The sequence below is a fragment of the Aquimarina litoralis genome (assembly GCF_039523995.1).
GTDB classification, from domain to species: Bacteria; Bacteroidota; Bacteroidia; order Flavobacteriales; family Flavobacteriaceae; genus Aquimarina; species Aquimarina litoralis.
In genome coordinates, this window is the sequence record NZ_BAAAGE010000002.1 from 769,625 (window position 1) to 783,434 (window position 13,810).

At 33.1% G+C, this 13,810-nt stretch carries 13 protein-coding genes; 7 read left to right on the forward strand and 6 right to left on the reverse strand.

The features are described 5' to 3' along the window. Positions 1-5: 5 nt before the first annotated feature. From ABD077_RS12370 to ABD077_RS12380, 3 genes are all read right to left on the reverse strand, one after another. Complete coding sequence (locus ABD077_RS12370; protein WP_343912614.1) at positions 6-1,307, reverse strand: dicarboxylate/amino acid:cation symporter; 1,302 nt, start codon at positions 1,305-1,307, stop codon at positions 6-8. 107 nt (positions 1,308-1,414) lie between these two features. Further along, complete coding sequence (aroC, locus tag ABD077_RS12375) at positions 1,415-2,479, reverse strand: chorismate synthase (RefSeq protein WP_343912615.1); 1,065 nt, start codon at positions 2,477-2,479, stop codon at positions 1,415-1,417. 145 nt (positions 2,480-2,624) lie between these two features. Beyond that, positions 2,625-3,785: a pyridoxal phosphate-dependent aminotransferase gene (locus ABD077_RS12380; RefSeq protein WP_343912616.1), complete on the reverse strand. Its 1,161-nt coding sequence runs from the start codon at positions 3,783-3,785 to the stop codon at positions 2,625-2,627. A gap of 153 nt (positions 3,786-3,938) precedes the next feature. On the opposite strand from ABD077_RS12380, the gene ABD077_RS12385 reads away from it, so the two are divergent. The 4 genes from ABD077_RS12385 (at position 3,939) to ABD077_RS12400 (ending at position 8,697) form a co-directional block, all read left to right on the forward strand. Then, positions 3,939-6,239, forward strand: coding sequence for a type IA DNA topoisomerase (locus ABD077_RS12385; RefSeq protein WP_343912617.1), 2,301 nt, complete (start codon positions 3,939-3,941; stop codon positions 6,237-6,239). Positions 6,240-6,391: 152 nt separating this feature from the next. Beyond that, positions 6,392-6,916 carry a DUF4269 domain-containing protein gene (locus ABD077_RS12390; RefSeq protein WP_343912618.1) on the forward strand — a complete coding sequence of 175 codons (525 nt, stop codon included), beginning with the start codon at positions 6,392-6,394 and terminating at the stop codon, positions 6,914-6,916. A 109-nt stretch (positions 6,917-7,025) separates the two neighbouring features. After that, complete coding sequence (locus ABD077_RS12395; protein ID WP_343912619.1) at positions 7,026-7,496, forward strand: nuclear transport factor 2 family protein; 471 nt, start codon at positions 7,026-7,028, stop codon at positions 7,494-7,496. Positions 7,497-7,548: 52 nt separating this feature from the next. After that, positions 7,549-8,697, forward strand: coding sequence for an FAD-dependent monooxygenase (locus tag ABD077_RS12400; protein WP_343912620.1), 1,149 nt, complete (start codon positions 7,549-7,551; stop codon positions 8,695-8,697). Here the strand turns inward: ABD077_RS12400 and ABD077_RS12405 are convergent. Then, positions 8,694-9,371 carry a methyltransferase domain-containing protein gene (locus ABD077_RS12405; protein WP_343912621.1) on the reverse strand — a complete coding sequence of 226 codons (678 nt, stop codon included), beginning with the start codon at positions 9,369-9,371 and terminating at the stop codon, positions 8,694-8,696. The genes ABD077_RS12400 and ABD077_RS12405 overlap by 4 nt on opposite strands. 112 nt (positions 9,372-9,483) lie before the next feature. Between ABD077_RS12405 and ABD077_RS12410 the strand changes: the two genes are divergently transcribed. From ABD077_RS12410 to ABD077_RS12420, 3 genes are all read left to right on the forward strand, one after another. Further along, positions 9,484-10,041: a Crp/Fnr family transcriptional regulator gene (locus tag ABD077_RS12410; protein ID WP_343912622.1), complete on the forward strand. Its 558-nt coding sequence runs from the start codon at positions 9,484-9,486 to the stop codon at positions 10,039-10,041. A 73-nt stretch (positions 10,042-10,114) separates the two neighbouring features. Further along, on the forward strand, positions 10,115-10,756 hold the full coding sequence (locus ABD077_RS12415; protein WP_343912623.1) for a hypothetical protein: 642 nt from the start codon (positions 10,115-10,117) through the stop codon (positions 10,754-10,756). Continuing rightward, positions 10,753-11,307: an AAA family ATPase gene (locus ABD077_RS12420; RefSeq protein WP_343912624.1), complete on the forward strand. Its 555-nt coding sequence runs from the start codon at positions 10,753-10,755 to the stop codon at positions 11,305-11,307. Before ABD077_RS12415 ends, ABD077_RS12420 begins: the two co-directional genes overlap by 4 nt. Positions 11,308-11,316: 9 nt before the next feature. Here ABD077_RS12420 and ABD077_RS12425 read toward each other — a convergent pair whose 3' ends face one another. Next, a complete protein-coding gene (locus ABD077_RS12425; protein ID WP_343912625.1) occupies positions 11,317-12,351 on the reverse strand; it encodes a helix-turn-helix domain-containing protein in 1,035 nt (344 codons plus the stop codon). A gap of 113 nt (positions 12,352-12,464) precedes the next feature. Continuing rightward, positions 12,465-13,808: a GntP family permease gene (locus ABD077_RS12430; protein WP_343912626.1), complete on the reverse strand. Its 1,344-nt coding sequence runs from the start codon at positions 13,806-13,808 to the stop codon at positions 12,465-12,467. Positions 13,809-13,810: the final 2 nt, after the last annotated feature.

A 13,810-nucleotide genomic window follows, 5' to 3' on the forward strand; every position in this document is an offset into this window, starting at 1 on the left:
TAACCTTATCCTTCGTAGTGATCATCCCAATCTTTTACCTTAGGATCCCCTAGTTTTCCTACGCTTTTTGCTACCATCATAGATACAGCTGCATCCCCAGTTACATTTACTGTAGTTCTGCACATATCCAAAGGACGATCCACAGCAAAAATTAGTGCTAATCCTGCTTCAGGAATACCCGCCTGTGCTAGCACAATAACTAGCATTACCATTCCTGCACCAGGAACTGCGGCAGAACCAATAGATGCTAAGGTTGCTGTTGCAACAATCCCCAACTGTGCTCCTAAAGTAAGATCCATTCCAAAAGCTTGAGCAATAAAAACTGCTGCTACCGCTTGGTATAAACTTGTACCATCCATATTAATAGTAGCTCCTATAGGTAACACAAAACTGGTCACTTCTTTTTCCACACCAAGATGTTCTTCTACTCTTTCCATAGTTACAGGTAAGGTAGCTGCACTAGAACTAGTAGAAAAAGCTAATAACTGTGCTGGAGAAATTCCATTGATAAAAAAGGAAGGGCTTTTCTTAGTGAAAAACCATACAATCAAAATATAAACTCCTATCATTAAAGCAAGACCGATAAGTACAGAAACTCCATACATTCCCAATGCCGCAAATAAATCTGCACTCGGAGATTCAACCACCAATGCCGCTAACAATGCAAAAACACCATAAGGAGCTGCTAGCATAATAAGGTCAATGAGTTTTAGTATAACATCATTAAAACCATCAAAAAAGTCTTTTACAGGTTTTGCCTTTTCTTCAGGAATTAGAATTAATCCTATACCAAAAAATATAGCGAAGAATATTACTTGTAACATATTTCTATTGTTACTCGCTGCACTAAATATATTACTAGGCACCAGATCTACAAGAGCTTGTAACGGTCCTGCATTCTTTTGTTTCTCTGCATCTGCAATCTTACTATCTGCTGCGCCTTTATAACTTGCGATAAGTTCACTTCTTGTTTCTTCAGTGATTGCAGCTCCTGGTTTTACGATATTCACTACAATCAAACCAATACTTACTGCTATCACAGTCGTAATGATATAGGTTATAATCGTACGTCCACCCATTTTAGAAAGCTTAGAAATATCTTTTAAATCTGAAACTCCTTTAATTAAAGACGCCAAGATTAAGGGCACCGCAATCAATTTAAGAGAATTGATAAAAATGGTTCCAAAAGGTTTAATCCAATCTGCTGTAAAACCTTTTCCCCAAGAAAACTGAGTCATTAAAAATCCGAATAATATTCCAGCAATCATTCCTAAAAGGATTTGCCAGTGCAAAGCAAGTTTCTTCATGTGAATTATCTAATTTTTTGAATACAAAAAGTCGAAGATATAAATTAAAAACAAAAAAACGGTAACCTTGTTAAGATTACCGTAACATTAACTATATTTTTAAGTGCTTATTTTTTAATCGTACGATTCATAAGCCAATAATCAACAATCACTAAAGCTGCCATTGCTTCTACAATAGGAACAGCTCTTGGAACTACACAAGGATCATGTCTACCTTTTCCTTGCATATTAACTATGTTCCCTTCTTTATCAATAGTCTCTTGGTCTTGCATAATAGTAGCTACCGGTTTAAACGCTACGTTAAAGTAGATATCCATTCCATTAGAAATTCCACCTTGAATTCCGCCAGAAAGATTAGTTTTTGTAGTACCATCCGTATTGAAAAGATCATTATGCATACTTCCTTTCAGTGCTGCTCCGGCAAAACCACTACCATATTCAAAACCTTTTACTGCATTAATGGAAAGCATTGCTTTACCCAGTTCTGCATGGAGTTTATCAAAAGCTGGTTCTCCCAATCCAACAGGAACTCCAGAAATAACACAACTTACTAATCCCCCAACGGTATCTCCTTCTTTTCGTATCTGTTTGATATACTGTTCCATCTCCTGCGCCTTCTCGATATCAGGGCATCGAACGATATTACTTTCTACTAACGAAAAATCTAGTTCTGTATGTGGTTTCTCTAATTTAATCGATCCTACACCACTCACGTAGGCATTAAAACTAATACCAGAAAGTACTTGCTTTGCTATAGCTCCGGCTACTACTCTACTAGCAGTTTCTCTTGCCGATGATCGTCCTCCCCCTCTATAATCTCTTATACCATATTTCTGATCATAAGTATAATCCGCATGTGATGGCCTATAAGAATCTTTAATGTGTGAATAGTCTTTTGATTTTTGATTTGCATTTTTAATCACAAATCCGATCGGTGTTCCTGTTGTAACACCTTCAAAAACACCAGAATAGAATTCTACGGTATCAGGCTCCTTTCGTTGAGTAACAATTGCAGATTGTCCTGGTTTTCTACGATCTAGTTCTGCTTGTATCGCATCAAGATCGAGTTGTACTCCAGAAGGACATCCATCGATGACTCCTCCTATTGCTGGTCCGTGAGATTCTCCAAAAGTGGTTACCTTAAATAGATTCCCAAATGTATTTCCTGCCATTCAAAAACAATTTTCAACAAATGTACTTGTTAATCTTCAAAAATGCGATAGTAATTTGATAGAAAACTCTTCAATATTTTTCGAAAATTATTACTATTTCATATTTCAAACTTATTTTTTGAACAATACTTATTTTCTACCTCATTTATACCTTTAACCAATTCATTGTACTAACAGCTTTTATAAAACTTTGCATCTGTGGGAATGTTCCAATACTGATCCTTGCCCAAGTAGGATAATGTTTTCCTCCACTAGGAAAAATTGCAATTCCAAATGTTTTTAATTCTTCTTTGAGTCGTTTTACATCCTTTACTTCTATCAGCATAAAATTTGTATCGCTTTTTACATACTGAAGTCCTAAATCATCTAAACTATCTTCCATATATTTTTTTACTTCAGAATTCTTCTTTTGATACTCATTCACATATGAAGGATCTTCTAGAGCGGTAATCGCAGCAACTACTCCAGGATTGCTGATTAATCCATCAAAATTATAAAACTCATGATTCAATTTGGCTATCGTTTCTGATAAACCCATGGCATACCCTACTCTTAGACCTGCCAATCCATAGGCTTTAGAAAATGTTCTAATAATCAAAACATTATATTTTTCTCGTAATAATTTAATCGTATCAGGTTTCTTCTTGGGGTCCATAAGTTCTACATAGGCTTCATCTATAGCCACGGTACAATTAGATGATGCTACTTCTTTACAAAAAAATAGTAAATCATTTGCTGATAAAGCTTTACCAGTAGGATTATTAGGATTACAGATATATACCAATCTGGTAGCCTTTGTAATCGCACTTTTGGTTGTTTTTAAATCAATATCCATAGCATCTGTTAACAATATTCTTTTGGCCTTATGATCAAAAATCCTGTCAGCAAAAGCTGCTGTAACATTAAAAGTGGTTGCAGGTACTATAATACTATCTTGCTCCTGTCCAAAGGCTCGAGTAAGCATGCATAAAATTTCGAAAGAACCATGTCCCAAAATCACTTGATCTTCATTTATACCATTCTGCTTAGCTATTTTTCTTTTTAACTCGTCCGTAGCATATGAATTAAAGGATGCATATCTATTGACTCTCGATGTATGCTCTTTTATTGCATTAGTTACCTGTTTTGAAGGTCCGTAAGGATTCTCATTAGAGAATAAGCGTATGGGTTCTTTTTCTTCTAGGGTTCTAAAATCATTTTGTTCCAATAAAGAAGCTCCATAGGTAATCGGAGCTATGGAACCAGCCACAGCTAAAGTGCTCCCTAATTGTAAAAATTTTCTTCTATTATGTCTATACGTTTCCATAAATAAGGTTTTCTACAAATTTGGTAGATATACTGCTATTTTCATTCCTAAATCATGATATTGGCACACTAAAACATGATAGTAGAATAATTTAAACGCATTATTCTTAATTAAAATTTGACTAATTTCCCACCGGAAAACTAATTTGAATTAATGAAAGTTTGCATAGCCGAAAAACCAAGTGTTGCGAGAGAGATTGCTGCTGTTTTAGGAGCTACCACAAAGCGCGATGGATATTATGAAGGTAATGGATATGCTGTTACGTATACTTTTGGCCATTTGTGCACGCTATACGAACCTAATGACTACAAACCACATTGGAAGAGTTGGGACCTTAATAATCTACCTATGCTCCCTGAAAAATTCAAAACCAAAGTTGTAGATAATCAGGGTATCCAAAAACAGTTTGGTATCGTAAAATCATTATTCGAAAAAGCAACTGTAGTAATTAATTGTGGTGATGCTGGTCAGGAAGGAGAATTGATACAACGATGGGTAATCGATCAAGCCGGGTATACTGGTGAAGTTCAACGATTATGGATTTCTTCTCTTACTACAGAAGCTATCAAAGAAGGTTTTACGAATTTAAAACCATCTACACAATATGATAATTTGTATTATGCAGGTTTTTCTAGAGCTATTGGAGATTGGTTATTAGGAATGAATGCTACCAGATTGTATACCGTAAAACATGGAGGGTACAAACAAGTATTATCTATTGGAAGGGTACAAACTCCTAGTCTAGCCATGGTAGTCCATAGATTTAAGGAAATTCAAAACTTTATACCACAATCATATTGGGAATTACAAACCTTATACAGAGATACGCTATTTAGTTATGAAGAAGGTCGTTTTTCAAAAAAAGAAGACGGTGAAATATTAGCAAATAAAGTAAAACAAAGTGATTTTGAGATTATTTCTATTACCAAAAAGAATGGTAAAGAGTATGCTCCAAAACTGTTTGACCTCACTGGTTTACAAGTATACTGTAATACCAAATTTGGTTTTTCTGCAGATGAAACACTTAAAATTGTTCAACGATTATATGAATTAAAAGTAGTTACTTATCCTAGAGTAGACACCACCTTTTTACCAAATGACATCTACCCAAAAGTTCCGGGTATTTTACAAAAGCTAACAGACTACAATGCTCTAACTACTCCAATTCTTGGAAAAAAGATCAAAAAATCTACCAAAGTCTTTAACGATAAAAAGGTCACTGATCACCACGCTATCATCCCTACCGGAGAGCAAACCAACTTACAAATCAATCAGAAAAAAGTGTATGATATCATTACACGACGATTTATTGCTGTATTTTATGACGATTGTAAAGTGGCCAATACAACAGTTATTGGTAAAGCTGATACCGTATCTTTTAAAACGACTGGAAAGGTAATTTTAGAAAAAGGTTGGCGTATTGTCTTTGAAACACCAGAAAGTGTTAGTAAAAAAGAATCTGGGATACTCCCTGAATTTGTAAAAGGAGAAAAAGGTCCTCATGAACCTTCTTTTCTAGAAAAAGAAACCAAACCACCCAGACAATTTACAGAGGCTACTTTATTAAGAGCTATGGAAACAGCAGGAAAACAGGTGGATGACGAAGAAATGAGAGAACTCATGAAGGAGAATGGAATCGGAAGACCTTCTACTAGAGCTAATATTATTGAAACCCTATTCAAACGAAAATATATAGAACGTAATAAAAAACAGATTTTACCAACTAACACAGGTATACAATTGATAGATACGATACAAAATAAACTATTAATATCTGCTGAGTTAACAGGAAGTTGGGAAAAGCGACTCAAGGAGATAGAAAAAGGTACGTTTCATGCCGGTGCTTTTATAAAAAATATGAAGCAAATGGTAGATCATCTAGTATATGAAGTACGAACTGAAAAAACTAGAGCTAACATATCGTATACCACTTCCAAAAAAACAGAAAAAGCGACTAAAAAAGTTGCTAAATCATCTATTTTACAGGAGAAATGCCCTAAATGTAGCAAGGGAACGCTATTAAAAGGAAAATCCGCATACGGATGTAGTGCTTATAAAGCAGGTTGTGATTTTCAATTACCTTTTATTTTTACAGGTAAAAAGATCTCTGAAAAACAATATGTTCGATTACTCAAAAAAGGTTGTACAGTAAACTTAAAAGGCTTCAAAACAGAAGATAAAACAGTAGAAGGTTTAATACGTTTTGATAAAAATCATCAATTGGTTTTAGAAACTAAAAAAACAACAGCACAACCCCAAACTATACCCGATAAGGTCTCATGCCCTAAATGCAAGAAAGGCCATATACTAAAAGGAAAAACCGCTTACGGCTGTAGTGAATTCAATAATGGTTGTAATTTTCAATGTTCTTTCGAAATCATAAGAAATAAAGCAGGTAATCAAAAGTTATCAAAAGAATTGGTATACGATATTATACAGAGTCATGTTTCGTAAAGACAAGACCTAAAATCAAATAAAACCCACCTATTCAATTCTTGCTAATGCAGCTATAAATGGTTATTTTAGAGTCATTTTATAACTGAGTTGTTAAATAGCTGAATTACAATAATCAGCAATACAAAATTGCATAAAAGATATCAGTAGCAATGGTGGATTTTACTAATATCGAATACTTAAAATCAGGTAATAAATACCAACAAGACACCTATAACGTACTTCGGAATTTAGAAATTTTTAAACAGCTAAAATCTTACGATCCTATTCTAACAGGAACCATTCCTATTGATATTTATACTGATAATAGTGATTTAGATATTATTTGTAAATGTCATGATCATGAAGAATTTACAAATACAGTATTTACATTATTCTCTGACCAAGAGGATTTTCGAATAGCTACAAATAATCATCGTATTTCTCCATACACGGTAGCCAATTTTAGCTATTCCTCGTTTTCTATTGAAATTTTTGGACAAAACATTCCTACTCAAGAACAAATGGCATATAAGCATATGATGATAGAGTATGAAATTTTGAAGAAAATGAGCCCTACTTTTAAGGAGAATATTAGAATGCTAAAGAGAAAAGGAATAAAAACAGAACCAGCCTTTGCAGAATTATTGCGGATATCTGGAGATCCTTATGAAGAACTATTAAATTTTAGAATATAAGTTATAAAGAGATATCATGGTAAATTACGCATTATTCATCAAAAAACTTTCATATTCGAATGTTATCAAAAAAGCAAGAACTATAATACTATTATTTTTAGTTTTTTCAATGGCTTGGAGCTGTAAAGGTGACAATACAAATACATTATCTCATACAGATCATAAAACGAATATCTTAAAAGAAGAGCAAGCCATCTTAAATACTTTAAATAATGAAACCAAAGCTGCATTTCGTAGAGACTATAAAGCTTGGCAAGACTACTGGATTCAGGATTCTTCAATAACAAAAGTATATCTTGATTTTACAACAAAAAAATTCTCAGAATCAGTAGGCTGGGAAGAAATTAGTCGATTTGTAAAAACATTTATGGATGAACATCCGGAACCAGAACCTATTCCAAAACTATTAGACAAAATTAATGTTCGACTTTATGGTGATGGTGCCTGGGTCACCTATGAACAGCAAGATTCTCTACGCGGATTGAAACGAGAAACAAGATTAATGGAAAAAGTTGATGGTCACTGGAAAATCGCAGGAATGCAAACTACCATATACGGGTTACCAATATCTAACGAATAACAGTACTTATAGAAAATTTAATTTACAAAACATACATCAAATAAAATAATATATGCTTTACACGATAATCGGAGCAGGAATTGGAGGGTTAACCACTGCATTAGCTTTTGAAAGAAATGGTATTGATTTTCAAATTTTTGAGCAAACACCTAAATTATTAGAGGTTGGTGCAGGAATTTGGTTAGCTCCGAATGCCTTACAAGTATTAGATCACTTGGATGTATTAGAAGAGGTACAACAAAAAGGAAATACTATTGATCGAATTACTTTAGGAAAAGCTGATTTAACTCCGCTTTCAGATAATTATCAAAACAACATAAAAGATATTTTTGGATATACTACGGTTGCAATTCATAGAGCAAAGCTTCAAAAATTATTATTTGATAAGATTCCAGAAAATAAAATACACCTTGGCAAAGGTTTTCATAGTTATGAAGAACTTTCTAATGGCAAAATAAAAGTGTTTTTTGAAGACGGATCAAATATAGAAACAGACTATTTAATTGGTGGAGATGGTATACATTCTAAAGTAAGAAAGCAACTTTTCCCTGGTAGCAAAACTAGATATTCTGGACAAACTTGCTGGCGCGGAATTGCAGATATATCGTTGGATGAAGAATTTCATCATCGAGGAATAGAACTTTGGGGAAACCAAATACGTTTTGGAATTTCCAGAATATCAGAAAACAATGTATATTGGTTTGCCGTAGCGATAGATAAACAAAATGAAAAAGACGAAGCTGATACCAAGAAGAAGCTTCTCTCAATGTTTAATGACTTCCATCCTATCGTAAGCAACTTAATCTCCGCTACTTCACGGGAGCATATAATTCGTAATGATATAAGCGATATAAAACCTTTAGAAATTTGGCATAAAAACAATATCCTTTTAATAGGAGATGCTGGTCACGCGACCACACCAAATATGGGACAAGGAGGTGCTCAGGCTATTGAAGATGCTTATTACCTAAGTGAACTCATCAGTAAAAATACGAATAAGAACATTTTCGAAATATTTGAACAAAAACGAAGAAAAAAAGTAAATCAAATTGTAAAACAATCTTGGAATACTGGGAGAATAGCACATTGGAGATATGGAAAAGGGCTTAGAAATTTCTTTTTAAAGAATGCTCCCAAAAAAATGATCGAAAAACAAATGCTAGAAATGTATCAAATCGATAAAACCGTATCAATCCCTTAATAGGTTTTGTATAAATTAGTGACTAAAACTCCTTTATTTGTACCTAATGGAATCGTGAGTAAATTTGTTACTTTTTTTGCTTTAAAATTAAAAGGAGGCACTAACACATCCACACCACTCTTCTTTTTTAAACGGATACCTTGACCAGATATAATATCTATATTAGGTTCGAAATTTCCGTTTGGAAGATGTTCTGTAATAATTACGTATCGATATGAAGATAGTTTTGCAAGTGTGCTTTCAATTTCGGCATTAGATATATGTTGAAATACCTGACGAATTATTGCGCAATCTGCTACAGGTAACTCATCCTTTGCGATGTCTAAACAATAAAAAGTTACGCGATCATGTTTAAACTTTTCTTTATTTCGAAGGATTAAACTATCTACAATATCAACAGCAAAATATTCTTTTGCATACTGCACCAGTTCTTTACCAACATTAAAATCTCCACAACCCAAATCACAAACGGTAATTGGACTTTCGAAAGATTCTAAAAACTGAGATAATTTCTCTACATATGGCTTCTTGATATTTGGATGATGAGATCCCTCGCCAGAATAGAAATCCGAACCGTTCGAACCCCACAAATTCATATCATAAATTTGTTCCATTGCTTCCTTTGTAGGCCAAGGTTTCTTTACTTTCTTAGTGTGATCTCTCTTTATATTCAATAGCTAATAAGTTTTCAGATTCAAACCTACAAAATAAATGATTTAAAAAATTTTAAATTTCAGAAAACAATTTAATCTGTACTTTTGGCAATGAATAAAACACGTTTACATCTTGGATCCATCAGTTTCAAAATTTATTCATAAACTTGGAGATTTTACCGAAGAAGAATCTTTTTTAATAGCACAAGAAGTACTCCATAAAACATATAAAAAGAATGACTTTCTATTAAGAGTTGGAGAAACTTGTTCTTCATTATGTTATATTATTTCTGGTAGTTTCTATCACTTTAAATTGGATACTGATCTCAATGAAAATGCGATAGATTTAGGCGCGGAAAATGATTGGATTCTCAACCATAAAAGTTTTACTTCTAGAAAGCCATCTGAATATGATATCAAAGCCTATGAGGATAGTGAAATCTTGGAACTTACGATAGATTCGATTCATAAACTCATTGGAATTTCCCAATCATTCCTAAAAATGGGCGTCGTACTACAAGAAGCTACAGCACGAATATCTCTATTGAACAATAATACTCCTGATCAAAAGTATAAATACCTTCTTGAAAATAAGCCTCGCATTATCCAGAAATTTCCTCAAAAAATTATAGCTTCTTATCTAAATATTACTCCCGAAACTTTAAGTCGAGTGCGAAAAAGGTTAAAGTAATTTCTTGATTTGGATCAAGTGATCCAATGAATGAAACCTAAGATCTTTGATGTTTTAATATAATCTAAAACATATGAAACATCACATGTATAAAAGTACGGGGTCCGCCCTGATTTTAGGAGCGCTATTAATAATAGTAACCATGGTATTACATCCTTCAGGAGGTACTATCGAATATATCCTTAAAATTTCAAGATCTATTCAAAATACTCATGCACTGGCAATTTTTAGTTTACCCATATTACTATTTGGATTTTATGGACTTACTAACGCGCTTATGGATACATACAGGCTGTCAATTCTAGCTTTAATAGTAATTACTTTTGGACTTATTGCAGCAATGTTTGCAGCGCTTTTTAATGGACTTACACTGCCCTACTTTCTGAGCAAATATGCTGATAACCTGGATCAGAATATAGAAACTTTAAATATGATTAAAAACTATGGATTTGCTATTAATATTCCTCTGGATTACATCTTTATCGTAGCGTGTTGTTTTGCAATTTTACTTTATTCCATTGCCAATATTTTAGCACAAAAACATCCAAAATGGATCAGCTATTTGGGAGTTTTTATTATCACTTTCTCTATTATTGGCGCATTCACAGATTTTATATTTACAAACTTAGTAGGTTTTAGAATATTTACTTTTAGTATAGCTGCTTGGGTATTGTCAAATGGAATTTTATTAGTAAAGTATTCTTCGAGAAAATGAAAATCCTAATATTTGGAGCTTCGGGTACAGGAAAAACGACATTAGCTAAAGAAATTGCTAAACATACAGATTTTATTCATTTAGATTCTGATGACTTCTACTGGAAAAAAACAACACCTCCTTTCCAGAAAAAAATACCCTTACCAGAAAGAAACCAAAATCTGAAAGCTGCTTTTGATCTTCATGAAAATGTAATTATCAGTGGTTCCTTAGTAAGTTGGGGAAAACAATGGAAATCACTATTTGATCTCATAGTTTTTATATATCTAAACAATGAAGAACAAATGAATAGATTAATCCAAAGAGAAAAAGAAAGATATGGAACACTGTTATCACACGATAAAAACACTCAAGAACATTCAAAAGCATTTTTATCTTGGGCCAATCAATATGAGAATCCTGATTTTGACGGTAGAACCCTCAAAGTCCATCTCCAATGGATAGATAGATTAAATTGTAAGGTTATAAAAATACGCGGAGAGATTCCATTAAAAGAAAAAATAAAAACGATCACCTCAGAAATTAACAAGAGGCGTTTTAATCCTCTATAAATCTGATAATTAAGAAAGAGATTCTCTATATTTTAAAGCGGTTGTATTAGTGATTTTTTTAAAAGAAGCATTAAACGATGAAATACTGTTAAAACCACTTTCATATGCAATTGCAGCAATTTTAAAATTTTTGTAAGCTGGCATACTCAATAATTTCTTTGCTTCTTCTACTCGATATCTAGCGATAAATTGAGAATAATTCTCATTTTGATGTTGATTAATAATTTGTGATAATTGTTTAGATGTTATTCCTATTCTATCACTTAGTTTTGTTAAGGTAATTTCTGGATCTAAATACAACTTCTCTTCTTTCATTAGATATATTAGCTTATCAAGATAGATCGTTGCATTTTGGTCAGATATGGTGGAACCTGTATATTTTTTTGGTTCTATTTTAAATAAAGATACATTCTTTAATCCCCATATAGCTAGAGTAATTACTACTATTGAAAATAAAAATGCTGTACTTAAATAAGGTACCCATCGAAAAAATACTCCAATTTGTATAAGTGACATTAGCATGGTAAGCAATGTCAAAAAAAACAGCCAAGTATATGTCTTTTTTTCTTTAACAATCAATTGCTCTTTATTTCTAAACAGATAGTACAAAGTATAAATTCCATATCCTAAAATATGTAGTAATAATACAATAAAGATCATTCTGGAAAGCTGAGAACCATCATTAGGAATTAGCCAACAAAATCCTACGAAAAATAACAGCGGAATATAATGTACTTGCAATACCTTATGCCCCTCTTTTTTATTGTTGGCACTAAGGTTTTTAACATATAGCCATAAAGAAGGGCCTATAGCTAACAACATACCCAAAAAAACATTTCTAACTATAGGGTTTATAGGGAAATAGTTATAAAATAAGGATTTACCAATTCTTAAACTAAATGCCAAAAGATATATAGCTAAAAAAATGTTTGCACTTTTTTGCTGTTCTTTACTGATGATCATAAAGGCACCAAAAAACAGCGCTATTATTAGGCCAACACTTCCTAACAACAACTCAATATGTTTAAAAATCTCAGGATTCATATAAAAGCAAAGAAAATAATTTTCCTATTGCTTTACTACTAATAATACGATAAAGAATTAAATAAATTTAGACTTTTATAGAAACGAATCATTAATACCTATAAACATGGGATTCAAAATATATACCATAGTAACAAAGACATTATAACTCCAGTTATAGCAATCAGTGTTGTCATTACGGTCCACGAACGAAATGTTTGTTTTTCGGTCATTCCCAAATATTGACCAACTAACCAAAAGCCACTATCATTTACGTGTGATAATATTGTTGCTCCCGATGCTATAGAAATTACAAATAATGCTATCTGTGCAGCACTAAAATCACCAGCCATAATGATTGGAGAAGTAATTCCAGCTGCTGCTATCATTGCTGTAGTTGCAGAACCTTGCAAGACTCTTATTAGGGCTGCTACAATAAAAGCAAATAATAACGGGTGAATATATGAGCTCTGTAAGGATGAAGCTAGCAATTCTCCAGCCTTTGTATCTACCAATATTTGTTTAAATGCGCCTCCAGCACCTGTAAGCAGTATGATAGCACCTGCAGGTTTAAAAGACTTCATAGAAATTTTTAATAAATCATCTCTAGTAACACCTCGTTTAATCCCTAAGAAATACCAAGCAATTAAATTTGCCATAATTAGTGCTGTAAAAGGATGTCCTAACAATGTTATCGTATATAGTATTGCTTTCGGGAACTGACTTTGATCAAACCAATCTCCCAACAATACTGTTTTTAGTACAATAAAAACTATCGGGAACATAATAATTCCAATGATCCCAATGGGATTTGGAGGATTATCAATAGAAGTGTTAGTAACCTCTGTATTTGGAATATCTAGTTTAATTTTTTTTGAAAGATGTTTACCTAGCATGGGACCACTAATAATAGCAGCAGGAATTCCTGTTAAAAATCCAAAAACGATAACCCAACCTAAATTAGCGCCTAAGATATCAGCAACTGCTACTGGACCAGGTGTTGGGGGAATAAAACTATGGGTAATTGCCAAACCTGCTAATAGAGGAATGGCATATAACAGTAATGATTTTTTGGTTTTTCTTGCAATTGCATATACAATAGGTATAAGGATAATAAAAGCTACATCAAAAAACACGGGGATTGCAATGATAAATCCTGTAATCATCAAAGCCCACGAAGCATTTTTTTCTCCTGCCAATTTTAGTATGTAATTTGCTAATCCTTGTGCACCACCCGAATGTTCGAGTAAACCTCCGAACAATGCTCCTAATCCAACCACCGTAGCCACAAACCCCAGCGTACCTCCCATTCCATTTTTTATACTATTAAGAACATCTTCTGCTGGTAATCCTGCAATAATTCCGACAATAATACAAACAATAAGCAAAGCAATAAATGCTTGCATACGAAGCTTTAAGATCATAAAAAGTAAAGCAGCAATTCCAATTCCTACTGCTATTAATAATTGATAGTCCATAG

Coding starts and splice junctions, on each gene's coding strand:
- ABD077_RS12400 (WP_343912620.1), top strand. CDS start 7,549: ATGCTTTACACGATAATCGGAGCAGGAATTGGAGGGTTAACCACTGCA.
- ABD077_RS12430 (WP_343912626.1), bottom strand. CDS start 13,808: ATGGACTATCAATTATTAATAGCAGTAGGAATTGGAATTGCTGCTTTA.
- ABD077_RS12425 (WP_343912625.1), bottom strand. CDS start 12,351: ATGAATCCTGAGATTTTTAAACATATTGAGTTGTTGTTAGGAAGTGTT.
- ABD077_RS12395 (WP_343912619.1), top strand. CDS start 7,026: ATGGCTTGGAGCTGTAAAGGTGACAATACAAATACATTATCTCATACA.
- ABD077_RS12420 (WP_343912624.1), top strand. CDS start 10,753: ATGAAAATCCTAATATTTGGAGCTTCGGGTACAGGAAAAACGACATTA.
- aroC (WP_343912615.1), bottom strand. CDS start 2,479: ATGGCAGGAAATACATTTGGGAATCTATTTAAGGTAACCACTTTTGGA.
- ABD077_RS12370 (WP_343912614.1), bottom strand. CDS start 1,307: ATGAAGAAACTTGCTTTGCACTGGCAAATCCTTTTAGGAATGATTGCT.
- ABD077_RS12390 (WP_343912618.1), top strand. CDS start 6,392: ATGGTGGATTTTACTAATATCGAATACTTAAAATCAGGTAATAAATAC.
- ABD077_RS12385 (WP_343912617.1), top strand. CDS start 3,939: ATGAAAGTTTGCATAGCCGAAAAACCAAGTGTTGCGAGAGAGATTGCT.
- ABD077_RS12380 (WP_343912616.1), bottom strand. CDS start 3,785: ATGGAAACGTATAGACATAATAGAAGAAAATTTTTACAATTAGGGAGC.
- ABD077_RS12415 (WP_343912623.1), top strand. CDS start 10,115: ATGAAACATCACATGTATAAAAGTACGGGGTCCGCCCTGATTTTAGGA.